Source organism: Pseudomonas sp. Z8(2022) (genome assembly GCF_025837155.1).
In the GTDB taxonomy this organism is placed as follows: domain Bacteria; phylum Pseudomonadota; class Gammaproteobacteria; order Pseudomonadales; family Pseudomonadaceae; genus Aquipseudomonas.
In genome coordinates, this window is record NZ_CP107549.1 from 237,729 (window position 1) to 252,604 (window position 14,876).

Below are 14,876 nucleotides of genomic sequence, written 5' to 3' on the forward strand. Positions count from 1 at the left end.
AGCGGTATCCAGCGTTGGCGCATGTGCCTCGGAGTATAACCAGAGAGTATTTGCGCAAAGGTTCGTGGCGACGGGTGTCCTGTGAACAGTTTCACACTTGACCGTATTGCTGGCCGTGACGCAACCAGCGTTCCAGCAATGGGGCTACATGTTGCGGCCAATGCTCCAGGAGCGCCTGCGCGGCATCGCGCACGGCCGGTAGCAGATCGGCGTCGCGCATCAGGTCGGCAACCTTGAACTGCAGCAGGCCGGTCTGGCGGGTGCCGAGCATCTCGCCCGGGCCGCGCAGCTCCAGATCCTTCTCGGCGATGACGAAGCCGTCGGTGGTTTCGCGCATGATCGCCAGGCGTTCGCGGCCCAGTTGCGACAGCGGCGCGTGATAGAGCAGCACGCAGTGGCTGGCCGCACTGCCGCGACCGACGCGGCCGCGCAGCTGGTGCAGCTGGGCCAGACCCAGACGCTCGGGGTTTTCAATGATCATCAGGCTGGCGTTGGGTACGTCGACGCCCACTTCAATGACCGTAGTGGCCACCAGCAGTTGCAGCTTGCCCTGCTTGAATTCGTCCATCACCGCGGCCTTCTCGGCCGCTTTCATGCGTCCGTGGATCAGCCCGACGCGCAGCTCTCCGAGTGCAGCGGACAGCTCCTCGTAGCTGGTTTCCGCAGCTTGGCAGGTCAGCTCCTCGGACTCTTCGATCAGGGTGCACACCCAGTAGGCCTGGCGTCCCTGCTGGCAGGCGTTGCGCACCCGCTCGATGACCTCGTCGCGGCGGCTGTCGGCGATCACCAGGGTATTGACCGGCGTGCGTCCCGGCGGCAGCTCGTCGAGGATCGAGGTATCCAGATCGGCGTAGGCGCTCATTGCCAGGGTGCGAGGAATCGGCGTGGCAGTCATGATCAGCTGATGTGGGCACAGACGCCCGTCGATGCCTTTCTGGCGCAAAGCCAGGCGCTGCTGCACGCCGAAGCGGTGCTGCTCGTCGATGATCACCAGCGCCAGGCGCTTGAACTTCACTTCGTCCTGAAACAGCGCATGGGTGCCGACCACCATCGGGCAGCCGGCGGCGATTTGCTCCAGCGCAGCGGCACGGGCCTTGCCCTTGAGCTTGCCGGCCAGCCAGGCGACGTCCAGGCCAAGCGGTGCCAGCCATTTGCCGAAGTTGAGGAAGTGCTGCTCGGCGAGGATCTCGGTGGGCGCCATCAGTGCCACCTGATAGCCGGCTTCCAGCGCCTGCAATGCAGCCAGGGCGGCGACCACCGTCTTGCCGGCGCCGACATCGCCCTGCACCAGGCGCAGCATCGGCTCGCTCTGCGCCAGGTCGTAGGCGATCTCGGCACCGACGCGCTGCTGCGCGCCGGTGGGGGCGAAGCCAAGGTTGGCAAGGTACTGCTGCGGCAGCCTCTTCGCCGGTGGCAGGGCCGGCGCCTGCTGGGCACGCACCTGTTCACGCAGGCGCTGCAGGGACAGCTGGTGAGTGAGCAATTCCTCGAAGGCCAGGCGGTGTTGCGCCCAGTGGCGACCCTCGGCGAGTTCTTCGACATCGGCGTCCGGCGGCGGTCGGTGCAGGTAGCGGATGGCCTCGTCCAGTGGCGCCAGGTGGTAGTCGCGGGCCAGCTCGTCTGGCAGCCAGTCCGGCAGGCTGCGTGGTCCCAGGCGCGTCAGAGCCTGCTGGCTGAGCTGACGCAGGCGTTGCTGGGTCAGGCCTTCGGTGGTCGGGTAGATCGGCGTCAGGCTCTGCTCCACCGGAGCCGGTTCGTCGCCGCTCTGCGTGCGGTACTCCGGGTGGTAGATCTCCAGACCGGTGGCGCCCGGGCGCACTTCGCCGTAGCAGCGCAGGGCGGTGCCGCGCTTGAGTCCTTCCTTCTGTGCCTGACTGAAATGAAAGAAGCGCAGGCTCAGCGTGCCGCTGCCATCCTGCAGGCGTACCAGCAGGCTGCGCCTGCGGCCCATGACCACGTCGGCACCGGCGACGATGCCTTCGACGACAGCATCCTGCCCCGGGCGCAGCGCGCCGATGGGGGTGATGCGGGTGCGATCCTGATAGCGCAGCGGCAGGTGGAACAGCACATCCTGCAGGTTTTCCAGGCCGACCTTGGCGAGCTTTTCCGCCAGGGCTGCGCCTACGCCTTTCAGCGCGGTGACGGGAACCGCCGACAGTTCGCTCACTTCAGGCCTCAGGCGCTCTTGGTCTGCGGGTTACGGGCGACCGAGCAGAGACGGATGGAGTCGGCCAGCACTTCGATGGCGTTGGGCCGCGGGAAGCTGGCGCGCCAGGCGATCGCGACGGTGCGGAATGGCACCGGCGCACTGAGCGGACGCACTTCGATCACGCCCGGTGCGTAGTGGTGGCTGTCCACCGCCGAGAACGGCAGGATCGAAACGCCCAGGCCGGAGGCGACCATATGACGGATGGTCTCCAGTGAGCTGGACTCCACCGTGGTGTGCTTGCCGTGGTCGTCACCGCCCTTGCGCAGGGTCGGGCAGGCTTCCAGCACCTGGTCGCGGAAGCAGTGGCCCTCGCCGAGCAGCAGCAGGCTCTTGTCGTTGAGCAGTTTGGTATCGATGGTGTCCAGCGACGCCCAGGGATGGCCGGCCGGCAGCAGCGCGTAGAACGGCTCGTCGTAAAGCGGCTTGGTCAGCACGTCGGCTTCCTGGAACGGCAGGGCGATGATGATGGCGTCCAGCTCACCGGTGCGCAGCTTGTCGCGCAGGATGTGGGTGAAGTTTTCCTCGATGTACAGCGGCATGTCCGGGGCGACTCGGTGCAGCTGCGGAATCAAGTGCGGGAACAGATATGGGCCGACGGTGTAGATGGCGCCGATCTTCAGCGGCGCTGCCAACTGGTTCTTGCCGGCCTGGGCCAGTTCGCGAATGCCCTGGGCCTGCTCCAGCACCTTCTGCGCCTGGGTGACGATGCCTTCGCCGACCGGAGTCAGGCGCACCGCACTCTTGCTGCGCTCGAAGATCAGCACGCCGAGCTCGTCCTCCAGTTTTTTCACGCCGACCGACAGGGTCGGCTGGCTGACATGGCAGCGCTCGGCGGCGCGGCCGAAATGCTGTTCCTGGGCAAGGGTAACGATGTAGCGCAGTTCGGTGAGGGTCATAGTGTTTATCCATTAAGTTGCCGACAAGCATAGCCTTTGCATACAAATGAACCAACCGGGCTAAACTGCGCTTTTGCATAAAAGTCATGGAGAAAGCATGTCGGGTTGCAACAGTCTGCTGATTGCCGGGTGCGGCGACGTTGGTACCCGTCTTGGTCTGCGCATGGTCGAGCAGGGCTGGCGCGTGCTGGGCATGCGTCGCAACCTCGCTGCGTTGCCAGCTGCGATCGAACCGCTGGCGGGAGACCTGCATGCCGACGCCTGCCCGCCGGACTGGCCGCAGGGCCCTCTGGATTATGTGGTCTATTGCGCGGCAGCCACCCGGCATGACGAGGCGGGCTACCGCGCCGCTTATGTCGATGGCCTGCGCCGTGTGCTGGGCTGGCTGGCGCAACATGGTCAGCGACCACGGCGCATCCTGTTCGCCTCCAGTAGCGGCGTGTATGGGCAGCAGGAGGGAGAGTGGATCGACGAGGGCTCTCCGGCCGAAGCCCAGAGTTTTTCCGCCGTGATCATGCGCGAGGCCGAGCGCGTCGCGCTGGAAAGTGGCCTGCCGGCGACCACGGTGCGCCTGACCGGCCTCTACGGTCCTGGTCGCGAATGGCTGCTGAGCCAGGTACGCAATGGCTATCGGGTCAGCGAGACGCCGCCGCTGTATGGCAACCGCATTCATGTCGATGATGCCGCCGGTCTGTTCGCCACGCTGTTGCAGGCAGACGTTGCCGGTAAGCCCTTGGCCGATTGCTATCTGGGTGTCGATGACGAGCCGGCGCCACTGCACGAAGTAGTCGCTTGGCTGCGTGGGCAGCTGGGCGTCAGCCACTGGAGTGATGAACAGCGTGTGCGCCGAGCCGGAAGCAAGCGTTGCAGCAATGCCCGCGCCCGTGCGCTGGGTTGGGCGCCGCAGTATCCCAGCTACCGCGACGGTTATGCGGCGATCCTCGCCGAGCACTGAGATGGACGCCAACAGCCTGCTGGCCAAGCCGTGGTTGCCGGGTGTCGAGCTGTTTCACGCCGATTTCTCCGGACAGGCGTTCGGCCGTCATAGCCACGATGCCTTCGCGATCGGCGCCATCGTGCAGGGTGTGGGGGGCTATCAATGTCGTGGTCAGCGCTACGCGCTGCCTGCAGGCACCTTGTCGCTGATGAATCCCGAGGAGCCGCATACCGGGCACGCCGAGTCTGTGCGAGTGGTCTATCGCATGCTCTATATCGAGGAGTCGCGTCTGCCTGCACTGCTCGGTCGCAAGCGTTTGCCCGGCGGCTTTCGCGAACTCAATCCGACCGATGACGGGCAGGTGGCGATCAGCCTGGCGCGCTTGGAGAGTGCTTTCGGGTGCAGCGATGCGCTGGGGCTGGAAAGTGAGCTTCTGGCGCTTCTCGAGCTGGTGTTCGTGCGTCACGGCGGCTTGCGCCAGGCGCGGCCGGCATCACGCGACAGTGGAGTGACGGCGTACCTGCGCGATTACCTGGAGGCCCACTACACCGAGGCCGTCAGCCTAGAGGATCTGGCCGCCCTGGTGCAGCGGCACCCGCGACACCTGATCGAGGCTTTTCGCCGCGCCTATGGCGTGCCGCCCCACACTTACCTGCTGCAGCGCCGGGTGCGCGAGGCCAAGCGCAGGTTGATGCAGGGGAAGGCGCTAGCCGAGGTTGCCCTGGACCTGGGCTTCTATGACCAGGCGCATTTCAACGGGGTGTTTCGCCATTTTACCGGGGTCACGCCGGGGCGTTTTCGGACGCTGGCGAGGGATTGAGGCCACTGCACTGCAGCACGAAGTCGCGGCGCTGCGCCAGGCTTATCCGGGGTACCTCGATGAGGTGATACCCGGCTTCCAAATACACCGCACGCATCACCCTGCAGGTTCGCTCGGCCTCGGCCGCATCCTGGCGGCGCTCGCTGTCGTTGCAGTAAAGCTGCGGCCAGTGCGGCAGCAGGAACACCTGCCGGTGGTAACGCAATTGGCGCACCGCCTGCAGCAGATGTTGGCCAACCGGCAGGTCGTTCAGGCGCAGGTAGCCGATGATATCGACCAGACTGCGGTCGAAGAACACGGGGCCCTTCATTGCCAGGGCCTGGCGGTGAGCCCTGAGCTCCCAGGCCAGCATCAGTTCGGCGAACAGGCTCGGGGCGCGCCAGGGCAGTCCCAGGCCGGCGATGGACTGCTGGTCGCGGATGATCGCCCGACCGGCCTCCTCGGAGACGCTGTGGCCCGCCTGGGCCAGGGCCGCCAGCAAGCTGCTCTTGCCGCTACCGGGGCCGCCGGTGAGGACATGCAAAGGTGGGTGACAGGGCATGTGTTGGGCTCCTCTGAGTTTTTTCCAATACATCCATACCGATAGTTGCTGACACTGCCTCCGCCAAACGGAGGTCCCCATGTTCGCGCTGTTCATGCTGGTTGCCGGTACCCATTTCGCTGCCTTGCTGTCGCCGGGGCCGGACTTCTTTCTGTTGATTCGTACCGCGCTGACGAAGGGCCGGCGCCAGGCCGACGGTTGTGCCTGTGGCATCGCCCTGGCCAACCTGCTGAGCATGCTGCTGGTGCTGTTCGTCATGGCGTCGTTGCCTGCCGAAGGCGGCTGGCTGTGGCGCGGCTTGCAGGTCGTCGGCGGCTTGTATTTCGCCTGGATAGGCCTGCAGGCACTGGCGTCGCGGCGGGAGTTGGTGCTGCCGGAGGGAGACTCGCCGAAGCTGGGCGGGGTGTGGAAAGGCATGCGCCAGGGCCTTCTGGCCAGCATCCTCAACCCCAAGCTGCCGCTGTTCTATGCCGGTCTGTTCGGGGTTTTGCGTGAGTCCGCGATGCCTGCGTGGGGGCTGGGCCTGGCGATGCTATGGATGACTCTGGTGGTACTGCTCTGGGACCTGGCGCTGGTGCGCCTGCTCGATCAGGCGCACTGGCGGGGTTGGTTGCAGCGGCATGTGCGCTGGCTGGATCGCGGCTGTGGCGGCTTGCTGCTGGCGCTGGGTGGTTGGCTGTTGCTGAGGGCTCTGTAGCGTGGCGCCGCTCCTTCGCGGGGCGGCGCTTTGTGATCAGCGGCGCTTGAGCAACCAACACTGCGGGCCGGGCTGGTATTCGGGCATCTCGTCGAACTGAGCGCGGTTCTGCGCTTCGAAGATGCGCAACTGATTGCCTTCATGCACGAACAACCAGGGGCTGCCCTGATCGCCAGCCTGCAGCCAGAGGCTGTCATGTTCACCGCTCATGGCGGCGCAATCACCTGCCAGGCACAGGGCGAAGCGTTCGGCGCCGGGTAGCCCCTGGACCTGACCGTCGCTGTTGAAGTGCACCAGGCCGCCCTGGCCGAGGCCTTCCTCGATCAGCCAGTCGCCGCCCAGGTAGTCGCGATACAACGCCTGTTCGAAGCTGCTGCCCAACGGCTTGGGTTCGCCGGATGTGCGGGTGAAGTGCTGCTCGGGCCAGTAGCCACTGGCAATCTGCACCAGCTCGCCGTTCTGCACGCTTAGTTGTTCCTTGTAGTCGCCATAGAAGGTCACCTGCCAGCGGCCTTCACCAGCGGCTTGCAGCGTGCCCTCGGCCAGTTCGAAGCCATTGCTGTAGCTGGCCTGCTGCCGCTGGGGATCGATGTGCCATTCGAGGTTGGGGCCGTAGGCAAGCAGGGCTTCGCGCAGACGACCACTTTCACGTGCGGCATCGATCGCCGCCTGGTTGATCCAGATTCCGCTCGGGTCGTTGTTCGGTGTGCTGGCGCATCCGCCGAGCAGTGCCGCCGATAACAGCAGAGAAAGCAGGCGCATGGCGATCTCCATGCCGGGAGGAGAGGGGAGAGCGGGGCCTGGTGCCCCGCTCGAACGACTTACTCGATGACCAGGATGGCGTCCATTTCCACCTGCGCACCGCGCGGCAGGGCAGCCACGCCGATAGCGGCGCGTGCCGGGTAGGGCTGCTCGAAGTAACGGCCCATGATTTCGTTGACCTTGGCGAAGTGCGAGAGGTCGGTGAGGAAGATGTTCAGCTTGACGATGTCCTTGAACGAACCACCGGCGGCTTCGGCAACGGCCTTGAGGTTCTCGAACACTTGTACGGTCTGTGCTTCGAAGCCTTCGACCAGCTCCATGCTCACCGGATCCAGCGGGATTTGGCCGGACATGTAGACGGTGTTGCCGGCCTTGATCGCCTGGGAGTAGGTGCCGATGGCGGCTGGGGCCTTGTCGCTGGTAATGACGGTCTTGCTCATGAATCGCTCCTTGTGAGAACTGGCTGGGTCGAGCACCCAGCCTACAGGCTGAAAATAGGGGGATTGTGTCAGGCGCGTACCCGGGTGATACGCATCACGCCCTTGAGTGCGCGCAGTTTCTTGATCACGCGGGCCAGGTGCACGCGGTCATGCACGCTGACCACCAGTTGCACGACGCTGATGCGGCCATCGCGTTCGTCCATGCTGATCTTCTCGATGTTGCCATCGGCGGCATTGACGCTGCTGGCCAGCAGGGCGATCAGGCCGCGCTGGTGTTCCAGTTCGACGCGCAGTTCGACGTTGAATTCGCCGGTGACATCCTTGGCCCAGTTGAGCTGGATGCATTTTTCCGGGTTGTGGCGGATGTCGGCGATGTTCCGGCAGCTCTCCATGTGTACCACCATACCCTTGCCGGCGGACAGATAGCCAACGATGGGGTCGCCCGGAATCGGCGTGCAGCACTTGGCGTAGCTCATTACCAGGCCTTCGGTACCACGGATTGCCAGCGGCCCTTCGCTGCTCGGCAGGGTTTCCTCGCCACTCTCTGCCAGCAGACGGCGGGCCACGACGTAGGCCATGCGGTTGCCCAGGCCGATGTCTTCGAGCAGATCCTCGATGACTTCCTGGCGGTATTCGCCGAGCACGGCCTGCACGCGTTCCGGGGGAATCTTCTCCAGGTGCGTATCGAAGCTGGCCAGCACCTTGTTCAGCAGGCGTTCGCCGAGGCTGATGGATTCCGAGCGGCGTTGCTGCTTGAGAGCGTGGCGAATGTGCGTACGCGCCTTGCCGGTGACCACGAAGTTGAGCCAGGCCGGGTTCGGCCGTGCGCCTGGTGCGGTGACGATCTCCACCGTCGAGCCGCTTTCCAGCGCCTGCGACAGCGGCGCCAGGCGGCGGTTGATGCGGCAGGCGATGCAGGTGTTGCCGACGTCGGTATGCACCGCATAGGCGAAGTCGACCGCGGTGGAGCCCTTCGGCAGCTCCATGATGCGGCCCTTGGGCGTGAACACGTAGACCTCGTCCGGGAACAGGTCGATCTTCACGCTCTCGATAAACTCCAGGGAATTACCCGCTCTCTGCTGGAGTTCGAGTACACCCTTGACCCACTGCCGCGCGCGGGCGTGGTTGCCCTTGGCCGCCTCGTCGTCGCTGGATTTGTACAGCCAGTGCGCGGCGATGCCGTTGTTGGCCATCTCCTCCATCTCGCGGGTGCGGATCTGGATCTCGATGGGCACGCCGTGCATGCCGAACAGCGTGGTGTGCAGCGACTGGTAGCCGTTGGCCTTGGGAATCGCGATGTAGTCCTTGAAGCGGCCTGGCAGCGGCTTGTACAGGTTGTGCACGGCGCCGAGCACGCGGTAGCAGGTGTCGACCTTGTCGACGATGATGCGGAAGGCATAGACGTCCATGATCTCGTTGAACGCCTTACGTTTGCCGCGCATCTTCTGGTAGATGCTGTAGAGGTGCTTCTCGCGGCCTATTACTTCGCCTTCCATGCCCTCGCGCTGCAGGCACATCTGGATCGATTCCTCGATCTTGGCCACGATTTCCTTGCGGTTGCCCCGCGCGCGGCGTACGGCGGCGCGGATACGCTCGGAGCGCATCGGGTGCATGGCCTTGAAGCCCAGGTCCTCGAACTCCACGCGCATGTTGTGCATGCCCAGGCGGTTGGCGATGGGGGCGTAGATTTCCAGGGTTTCCTTGGCGATGCGCCGGCTCTTCTCGTGCGGCATGGCATCGAGGGTGCGCATGTTGTGCAGGCGGTCGGCGAGCTTGACCAGAATCACCCGGATGTCGCGGGCCATGGCCATGGCCATCTTCTGGAAGTTCTCGGCCTGCGCCTCGGCCTTGGTCTCGAAGTTCATCTGGGTCAGCTTGCTGACCCCGTCGACCAGTTCGGCCACGGTTTCGCCGAACTGCGCGTTGAGCGCTTCCTTGGCGATGCCGGTGTCTTCGATGACGTCGTGCAGCATGGCGGCCATCAGGCTCTGATGGTCCATGTGCATGTCGGCGAGAATGCTGGCCACGGCCAGCGGATGGGTCACGTAGGCTTCGCCACTGCGTCGGCGCTGGCCATCGTGCGCCTGTTCGGCGTAGAAGTAGGCTCGGCGTACCAGGTTGACCTGGTCATGGCCGAGGTAGGCCGAAAGTCGGTCGGCGAGAGCGTCTATGCCGGCCATGGGAGACTCTCCCGTTGGCAGCTGTGGCTCTGCGCCGTGCGACTTCGACCCGGCATCATCGACTTACAGAGGCTCGTTGGCCTCTTCCTCGAAGGCAGCGAACAGCGGCTCTTCTTCGACGATGTCTTCCTGCGCGACGACTTCATAGTCCACCAGACCAGCTGCGATTTCGCGCAGGGCGACCACGGTGGGCTTGTCGTTTTCCCAGGCCACTTTCGGCTCTTTGCCGCCGGTGGCCAGCTGGCGCGAACGCTTGGTCGCGAGCATGACCAGTTCGAAGCGGTTATCAACGTTGTCCAGGCAATCTTCGACGGTAACGCGAGCCATGGTGTTCCTCGTAACGTGTGCGGATAAGCTTGGCCCGAGCGGGCGAGCGGACTGAATAGTCTAAAAAATCACCAGCGACAATGGAAGCGCTGATTTACCCCAACAGCTCGCTGAGCAGGCCGGCGTGGCGCTGTTGCTGCTGAGCTTGTACCAGCTGGTTGCTGCGGAAGATGGCCTTCAGGTCGCTCAGGGCGTGGTTGAAGTCATCGTTGATCACCAGGTAGTCGTACTCGACGTAGTGGCTCATTTCGCTGACTGCTTCGCGCATGCGCCGCTCGATGGTTTCGCCGCTGTCCTGGCCGCGGTTGGTCAGGCGATGACGCAGCGCTTCCTGAGTTGGCGGCAGGATGAAGATGGACTTGGCCTGCGGCATCAGCTTGCGCACCTGCTGCGCGCCCTGCCAGTCGATCTCCAGAATCAGGTCGAAGCCTTCGGCCAGGGTCTGCTCGACCCATTTCTGCGAGGTGCCGTAGAGGTTGTCGAAGACCTGAGCATGCTCGAGGAACTCGCTGCGCTCGAGCATGGCGGTGAACTGCGCGTGGTCGACGAAGTGGTAGTTGACCCCGTCCACCTCGCCCGGGCGCATGGCGCGCGTGGTGTGCGACACCGAGACGCGAACCTGCGGCTCGCTCTCGATCAGGGCCTTGACCAGGCTGGTCTTGCCGGCGCCGGAGGGTGCGGAAACGATGTAGAGGGTGCCGGTAGTGATGGCCATGAAAAAGCGTCCTGAGAAATCGGTGAGCGAAAGATAGCAGCCGTCTGGCCGGAGTTACTCGATGTTCTGCACCTGCTCGCGCATCTGCTCGATCAACACTTTCAGATTGACGGCCGCTTGGGTGCTGCGCGGGTCAAATGCCTTGGAGCCGAGGGTATTGGCCTCGCGGTTGAGTTCCTGCATGAGGAAGTCCAGGCGTCGCCCGGCAGCACCGCCGGCCTTGAGCACGCGGCGCACTTCGCTGACGTGGGTGCTGAGGCGATCCAGCTCCTCGGCCACGTCGCTCTTCTGCGCGAGCAGCACCAGCTCCTGCTCCAGACGTTGCGGATCGAGCTCGGCCTGCATCTCGGCGAAGCGGGTTTCGATCTTCTGGCGCTGGCCGGCGAGCATCTGCGGCACCAGTTCGCGCAAGGCGGCGACTTCGTCGAGGATGCTGTCGAGGCGCTCGTTGAGCAGCTTGGCCAGTTCGGCACCTTCGCGGGCGCGGCCGGCCTTGAGTTCGCCCAGCGCCTGGTCAAACAGCTTCAGTGCAGCGGCGTTGAGTGTCTGCGGGTCAGCCGAGTCGGCCACCAGCACGCCAGGCCAGGCCAGCACTTCCAGCGGGTTGAGCGGAGCCGGTTGCTGGATCAGTGCGGCGACCTGCTCGGCGGCGTTGATCAACTGACGCGCGCGCTCGCTGTCGACCTGCAGTTGCTTGCCGGCACTTTCTTCGGCGAAGCGCAGGGTGCATTCCACCTTGCCGCGCGACAGACCCTGGCGCAGGGCTTCGCGCACCGCGCCTTCGAGGTCGCGGAAAGCTTCCGGCAGGCGCAGGTGCGGCTCGAGGTAACGGTGGTTGACCGAGCGCAGTTCCCAGCTCAGGGTGCCGTGGGCGGTTGCCTGCTCGTTGCGGGCAAAGGCCGTCATGCTATGAACCATGGGATACCTCGTGGAAGTCGGCTCGAAAAACGCAAGATTGTAGCGCAGTGAATCGACCCTACCCAATTCGGCATGTCGCCGCAGTCGCCCGGCCTCTATAATGCGCAATGTTTTCACTTAATGAAGTAGGTATCGCTCGATGAAACGTCCCAGTGGCCGCGCCGCCGATCAGTTGCGCTCGATTCGCATCACCCGCAACTACACCAAGCACGCCGAGGGCTCTGTGCTCGTGGAGTTCGGCGATACCAAGGTGATCTGCACCGTCAGTGTCGAATCTGGCGTACCGCGTTTCCTCAAGGGGCAGGGCCAGGGCTGGTTGACTGCCGAATACGGCATGCTGCCGCGCGCCACCGGCGAGCGTAACCAGCGCGAGGCCAGCCGTGGCAAGCAGGGTGGTCGTACCCTGGAAATCCAGCGCCTGATCGGTCGCTCGCTGCGCGCGGCGCTGGACATGAGCAAGCTGGGCGAGAACACCCTGTACGTCGACTGCGACGTGATCCAGGCCGATGGTGGCACCCGTACCGCGTCCATCACCGGTGCCATGGTGGCGCTGATCGATGCGCTGAAAGTGCTGAAGAAACGCGGCGCACTGAAGGGCGAGCCGCTCAAGCAGATGATCGCCGCGGTGTCGGTCGGCATCTATCAGGGTGAGCCGGTGCTGGACCTGGACTACCTGGAAGACTCCGCCGCCGAGACCGACCTCAACGTGGTGATGACCAACGCCGGTGGCTTCATCGAAGTGCAGGGCACTGCCGAAGGCGCGCCGTTCCAGCCTGAAGAGTTCAATGTCATGCTGGCGCTGGCGCAGAAGGGCATGAACGAGATCTTTGAACTGCAGCAAGCCGCTCTGGCCGACTGAGAGCGCAACCGCAAGGAGCATCAGGATGAACGACGATATGCAAAGCCCGGTACCGACGCCGAGTCAGGAAGCGCGCCAGTGGGCGATGTTCTGCCACTTCGCTGCGTTTCTCGGCCTGGTGTTTCCCTTCGGCAATCTGCTCGGCCCGCTGATCGTCTGGCAGGTGAAGAAGGACCTCGACCCCTTCGTCGACGCGCAGGGCAAGGAGGCGCTCAACTTTCAGATCAGCGTGGCGCTGGCAGCCGTGCTCTGCTTCATCCTGATGGTGGTGGTGATCGGCTTCCCGCTGCTGATGCTGCTGGGGCTGGCGGCTCTGGTGCTGACCATCATCGCCGGGATCAAGGCCAATGAAGGGCAGAACTATCGCTACCCGTTCAGCTGGCGCCTGGTGAAGTAGATCTGCGCAACAAAAAAGCCGGCGATAAGCCGGCTTTTTTGTGAGTGTCGATCAGACGCTGAGAATCCAGTCGTAGTCGACGATCAGCGGCGCATGCTGAGAGAAGCGTGGCTGACGCGGCAGGCGGGCGCTGCGCACGCTGCGGCGCATGCCGGGGGTCAGTAGCTGGTAGTCGAAGCGGTAACCCAGGTTGAGCATTTCCGCCTGCTCGTTATCCGGCCACCAGCTGAACTGGTCGCCCTCACGGCTGACTTCGCGCAGGGCGTCGACGTAACCCATGTTGCCGATTACCTCGTCCATCCAGGCGCGCTCGGGCGCCAGGAAGCCGGGTGATTGCTGACAGTCGCGCCAGTTCTTCACATCCATTTTCTGGTGCGCGACATGCAGCGAGCCGCAATAGATGTACTCGCGGCGCTTGCGACGCTGCTTGTCCAGATAATGGGTGAAGTCGTCCATGAACTTGAATTTCTGATTCAAGCTCTCGTCACCGTCCCGTCCGCTAGGCAGCAGCAGGGTGGCGATACTTACCTTGTCGAAATCGGCCTGCAGGTAGCGCCCGTAGCGATCGGCCATCTCGAAGCCGAGGCCGCTGATCACCGCCTTGGGTTGCAATCGCGAGTAGAGCGCCACGCCACCTTGGCTGGGCACTTCACCGTCGCATGCATAGAGGAAATAACCATCCAGCTGGAAGGCCTGGTCGTCCATTTCAAAGGCGGAGGCACGGGTGTCTTGCAGGCAGATCACGTCGGCATTCTGGGCTTGCAGCCAACTGAGCAGACCTCGCTCGGCCGCAGCCTGAATACCATTCACGTTCACACTGATGATCCGCATAAATGGCCCCCAAAAACACGTGCGTGTATGATACCCGAGCTCACCTCATTTAGCTAAATCCGTGCCGTCCGGGACTTTTTTCATGCAAGCGTACCAGCGCGACTTCATTCGCTTTGCCATCGAACGCGGGGTTCTGCGTTTCGGCCAGTTCACCCTCAAGTCCGGGCGCACCAGCCCCTATTTCTTCAACGCCGGTCTGTTCGACAGTGGCCTTGCCCTGGCCCAGCTGGGTCGTTTCTATGCGGCCGCCATCGTCGACAGCGGTATCGACTTCGACGTGCTGTTCGGCCCGGCCTACAAGGGTATTCCGCTGGCGGCAACCACCGCCGTGGCGCTGGCCGAGCATCATCAGCGTGATCTGCCCTGGTGCTTCAACCGCAAGGAAGCCAAGGATCATGGCGAAGGCGGCACCCTGGTCGGTGCACCGCTCAAGGGACGTGTGCTGATAGTCGATGACGTGATCACCGCCGGCACCGCCATTCGTGAAGTGATGCAGATCATCCAGGGCCAGGGCGCCCAGGCCGCCGGCACCCTGATCGCGCTGAACCGCCAGGAGCGCGGTCAGGGCGAGCTTTCCGCGATTCAGGAAGTCGAGCGTGACTTCGGTATGCCGGTAGTGAGCATCGTGTCACTCGAACAGGTGCTGGAATATCTGGCGGGCGATGCTGAACTGAAGCAATATCTGCCGGCTGTCGAAGCTTATCGCGCCGAGTACGGAATCTAGCCCTAGCACAAGGTCGTTCTATGTCTGCACCGCTCCTGACCCGCTGTACGCTGCTCTGTAGCCTGCTGTTGCCGTTGTCTGGAGTGGCTGCCGAGCTGTATCGCTACGTCGATAACAAGGGCGTGACGGTACTCAGCCGTCAGGGCGTACCGCCCGAGTTCATCGGCAAGGGTTACGAGGTGCTCAACGATCAGGGCCGTGTGATACGGGTGATCCCGCCGGCGCCGACACCGGAAGAGTTCGCCCGCATGCAGGCGGACAAGGCCCGCGCCAACAGCGATGCCCAGCTGTTGCGGCTATACACCAATCTTGATGACGTTGACCGCGCCCGTGAGCGCAAGCTGGCGGAGCTCGATAGCGTGACCAACGTCGCCCGCGGCAATCTGCAGTCGGTGCGCACCCAGCAGGCCAACCTGCAGAGCCAGGCTGCCGACCATGAGCGTGCCGGACGCCAGGTACCGGAGCATCTGCTGGTGCAGATCAACAACCTCAAGGAAGAGCAGCGCCGCCTGCAGCGCGATATCGCCCGTTACAAGGAAGTGCGCGCCCGCGCCGATGCCGATTTCGCCGCCGATCGTGCACGGCTTGCCGAACTGTTTGGCGAGTCGCAGAGCAAGCCCTAG

General features: G+C 64.0%; 17 protein-coding genes. 7 read left to right on the forward strand and 10 right to left on the reverse strand.

The window, feature by feature from the left end; all coding sequences use genetic code 11:
• Positions 1–91 precede the first annotated feature (91 nt).
• Positions 92–2,167, reverse strand: a complete 2,076-nt coding sequence (gene recG, locus OEG79_RS01055) for an ATP-dependent DNA helicase RecG (RefSeq protein ID WP_264147049.1) — start codon at positions 2,165–2,167, stop codon at positions 92–94.
• A gap of 8 nt (positions 2,168–2,175) precedes the next feature.
• Entirely contained in the window at positions 2,176–3,105 is a 930-nt protein-coding gene (locus OEG79_RS01060) for a hydrogen peroxide-inducible genes activator (RefSeq protein ID WP_264147050.1), read from the reverse strand.
• Positions 3,106–3,202: 97 nt separating this feature from the next.
• On the opposite strand from OEG79_RS01060, the gene OEG79_RS01065 reads away from it, so the two are divergent.
• Together OEG79_RS01065 and OEG79_RS01070 are read left to right on the forward strand one after the other, a co-directional pair.
• Positions 3,203–4,060: an NAD-dependent epimerase/dehydratase family protein gene (locus OEG79_RS01065; protein WP_264147051.1), complete on the forward strand. Its 858-nt coding sequence runs from the start codon at positions 3,203–3,205 to the stop codon at positions 4,058–4,060.
• A 1-nt stretch (position 4,061) separates the two neighbouring features.
• On the forward strand, positions 4,062–4,862 hold the full coding sequence (locus tag OEG79_RS01070; protein WP_264147052.1) for a helix-turn-helix transcriptional regulator: 801 nt from the start codon (positions 4,062–4,064) through the stop codon (positions 4,860–4,862).
• On the opposite strand, the gene OEG79_RS01075 is transcribed toward OEG79_RS01070, so the two are convergent.
• On the reverse strand, positions 4,825–5,403 hold the full coding sequence (locus OEG79_RS01075) for an AAA family ATPase (RefSeq protein ID WP_264147053.1): 579 nt from the start codon (positions 5,401–5,403) through the stop codon (positions 4,825–4,827). The genes OEG79_RS01070 and OEG79_RS01075 overlap by 38 nt on opposite strands.
• A 79-nt stretch (positions 5,404–5,482) precedes the next feature.
• Here OEG79_RS01075 and OEG79_RS01080 point away from each other — a divergent pair, with 79 nt between their 5' ends.
• The gene (locus OEG79_RS01080) at positions 5,483–6,100 is read left to right on the forward strand and encodes a LysE family translocator (RefSeq protein ID WP_264147054.1); all 618 of its coding nucleotides are present in this window, start codon (positions 5,483–5,485) and stop codon (positions 6,098–6,100) included.
• 36 nt (positions 6,101–6,136) lie between these two features.
• On the opposite strand, the gene OEG79_RS01085 is transcribed toward OEG79_RS01080, so the two are convergent.
• The 6 genes from OEG79_RS01085 to OEG79_RS01110 form a co-directional block, all read right to left on the reverse strand.
• Positions 6,137–6,862 carry a hypothetical protein gene (locus OEG79_RS01085; protein ID WP_264147055.1) on the reverse strand — a complete coding sequence of 242 codons (726 nt, stop codon included), beginning with the start codon at positions 6,860–6,862 and terminating at the stop codon, positions 6,137–6,139.
• A gap of 59 nt (positions 6,863–6,921) precedes the next feature.
• The gene (locus OEG79_RS01090; protein ID WP_003464610.1) at positions 6,922–7,302 is read right to left on the reverse strand and encodes a RidA family protein; all 381 of its coding nucleotides are present in this window, start codon (positions 7,300–7,302) and stop codon (positions 6,922–6,924) included.
• A gap of 68 nt (positions 7,303–7,370) precedes the next feature.
• A complete protein-coding gene (gene spoT / locus OEG79_RS01095; protein WP_264147056.1) occupies positions 7,371–9,482 on the reverse strand; it encodes a bifunctional GTP diphosphokinase/guanosine-3',5'-bis pyrophosphate 3'-pyrophosphohydrolase in 2,112 nt (703 codons plus the stop codon).
• A gap of 63 nt (positions 9,483–9,545) precedes the next feature.
• A complete protein-coding gene (rpoZ, locus tag OEG79_RS01100) occupies positions 9,546–9,809 on the reverse strand; it encodes a DNA-directed RNA polymerase subunit omega (protein ID WP_003242550.1) in 264 nt (87 codons plus the stop codon).
• Between the two features lie 94 nt (positions 9,810–9,903).
• Positions 9,904–10,524 (reverse strand): guanylate kinase, encoded by a 621-nt coding sequence (gene gmk / locus OEG79_RS01105; RefSeq protein ID WP_264147057.1) that lies wholly within the window; start codon positions 10,522–10,524, stop codon positions 9,904–9,906.
• A 54-nt stretch (positions 10,525–10,578) separates the two neighbouring features.
• Entirely contained in the window at positions 10,579–11,442 is an 864-nt protein-coding gene (locus OEG79_RS01110; RefSeq protein WP_264147058.1) for a YicC/YloC family endoribonuclease, read from the reverse strand.
• 139 nt (positions 11,443–11,581) lie between these two features.
• Here OEG79_RS01110 and rph point away from each other — a divergent pair, with 139 nt between their 5' ends.
• Both rph and OEG79_RS01120 read left to right on the forward strand, forming a co-directional pair.
• Positions 11,582–12,301 (forward strand): ribonuclease PH, encoded by a 720-nt coding sequence (gene rph / locus OEG79_RS01115; RefSeq protein ID WP_264147059.1) that lies wholly within the window; start codon positions 11,582–11,584, stop codon positions 12,299–12,301.
• Between the two features lie 25 nt (positions 12,302–12,326).
• Complete coding sequence (locus OEG79_RS01120) at positions 12,327–12,698, forward strand: DUF4870 domain-containing protein (RefSeq protein ID WP_264147060.1); 372 nt, start codon at positions 12,327–12,329, stop codon at positions 12,696–12,698.
• A gap of 51 nt (positions 12,699–12,749) precedes the next feature.
• Here the strand turns inward: OEG79_RS01120 and OEG79_RS01125 are convergent, their stop codons facing one another.
• Positions 12,750–13,529 (reverse strand): exodeoxyribonuclease III, encoded by a 780-nt coding sequence (locus OEG79_RS01125; RefSeq protein ID WP_024310048.1) that lies wholly within the window; start codon positions 13,527–13,529, stop codon positions 12,750–12,752.
• An 82-nt stretch (positions 13,530–13,611) separates the two neighbouring features.
• On the opposite strand from OEG79_RS01125, the gene pyrE reads away from it, so the two are divergent.
• Together pyrE and OEG79_RS01135 are read left to right on the forward strand one after the other, a co-directional pair.
• Complete coding sequence (gene pyrE, locus OEG79_RS01130; protein ID WP_013717752.1) at positions 13,612–14,253, forward strand: orotate phosphoribosyltransferase; 642 nt, start codon at positions 13,612–13,614, stop codon at positions 14,251–14,253.
• Between the two features lie 20 nt (positions 14,254–14,273).
• Positions 14,274–14,876, forward strand: a complete 603-nt coding sequence (locus OEG79_RS01135; RefSeq protein ID WP_264147061.1) for a DUF4124 domain-containing protein — start codon at positions 14,274–14,276, stop codon at positions 14,874–14,876.

Coding starts and splice junctions, on each gene's coding strand:
- rpoZ (WP_003242550.1), bottom strand. CDS start 9,809: ATGGCTCGCGTTACCGTCGAAGATTGCCTGGACAACGTTGATAACCGC.
- OEG79_RS01090 (WP_003464610.1), bottom strand. CDS start 7,302: ATGAGCAAGACCGTCATTACCAGCGACAAGGCCCCAGCCGCCATCGGC.
- OEG79_RS01120 (WP_264147060.1), top strand. CDS start 12,327: ATGAACGACGATATGCAAAGCCCGGTACCGACGCCGAGTCAGGAAGCG.
- OEG79_RS01060 (WP_264147050.1), bottom strand. CDS start 3,105: ATGACCCTCACCGAACTGCGCTACATCGTTACCCTTGCCCAGGAACAG.
- OEG79_RS01110 (WP_264147058.1), bottom strand. CDS start 11,442: ATGGTTCATAGCATGACGGCCTTTGCCCGCAACGAGCAGGCAACCGCC.
- OEG79_RS01065 (WP_264147051.1), top strand. CDS start 3,203: ATGTCGGGTTGCAACAGTCTGCTGATTGCCGGGTGCGGCGACGTTGGT.
- OEG79_RS01135 (WP_264147061.1), top strand. CDS start 14,274: ATGTCTGCACCGCTCCTGACCCGCTGTACGCTGCTCTGTAGCCTGCTG.
- OEG79_RS01075 (WP_264147053.1), bottom strand. CDS start 5,403: ATGCCCTGTCACCCACCTTTGCATGTCCTCACCGGCGGCCCCGGTAGC.
- gmk (WP_264147057.1), bottom strand. CDS start 10,524: ATGGCCATCACTACCGGCACCCTCTACATCGTTTCCGCACCCTCCGGC.
- OEG79_RS01085 (WP_264147055.1), bottom strand. CDS start 6,862: ATGCGCCTGCTTTCTCTGCTGTTATCGGCGGCACTGCTCGGCGGATGC.
- OEG79_RS01080 (WP_264147054.1), top strand. CDS start 5,483: ATGTTCGCGCTGTTCATGCTGGTTGCCGGTACCCATTTCGCTGCCTTG.
- OEG79_RS01070 (WP_264147052.1), top strand. CDS start 4,062: ATGGACGCCAACAGCCTGCTGGCCAAGCCGTGGTTGCCGGGTGTCGAG.
- rph (WP_264147059.1), top strand. CDS start 11,582: ATGAAACGTCCCAGTGGCCGCGCCGCCGATCAGTTGCGCTCGATTCGC.
- pyrE (WP_013717752.1), top strand. CDS start 13,612: ATGCAAGCGTACCAGCGCGACTTCATTCGCTTTGCCATCGAACGCGGG.
- spoT (WP_264147056.1), bottom strand. CDS start 9,482: ATGGCCGGCATAGACGCTCTCGCCGACCGACTTTCGGCCTACCTCGGC.
- OEG79_RS01125 (WP_024310048.1), bottom strand. CDS start 13,529: ATGCGGATCATCAGTGTGAACGTGAATGGTATTCAGGCTGCGGCCGAG.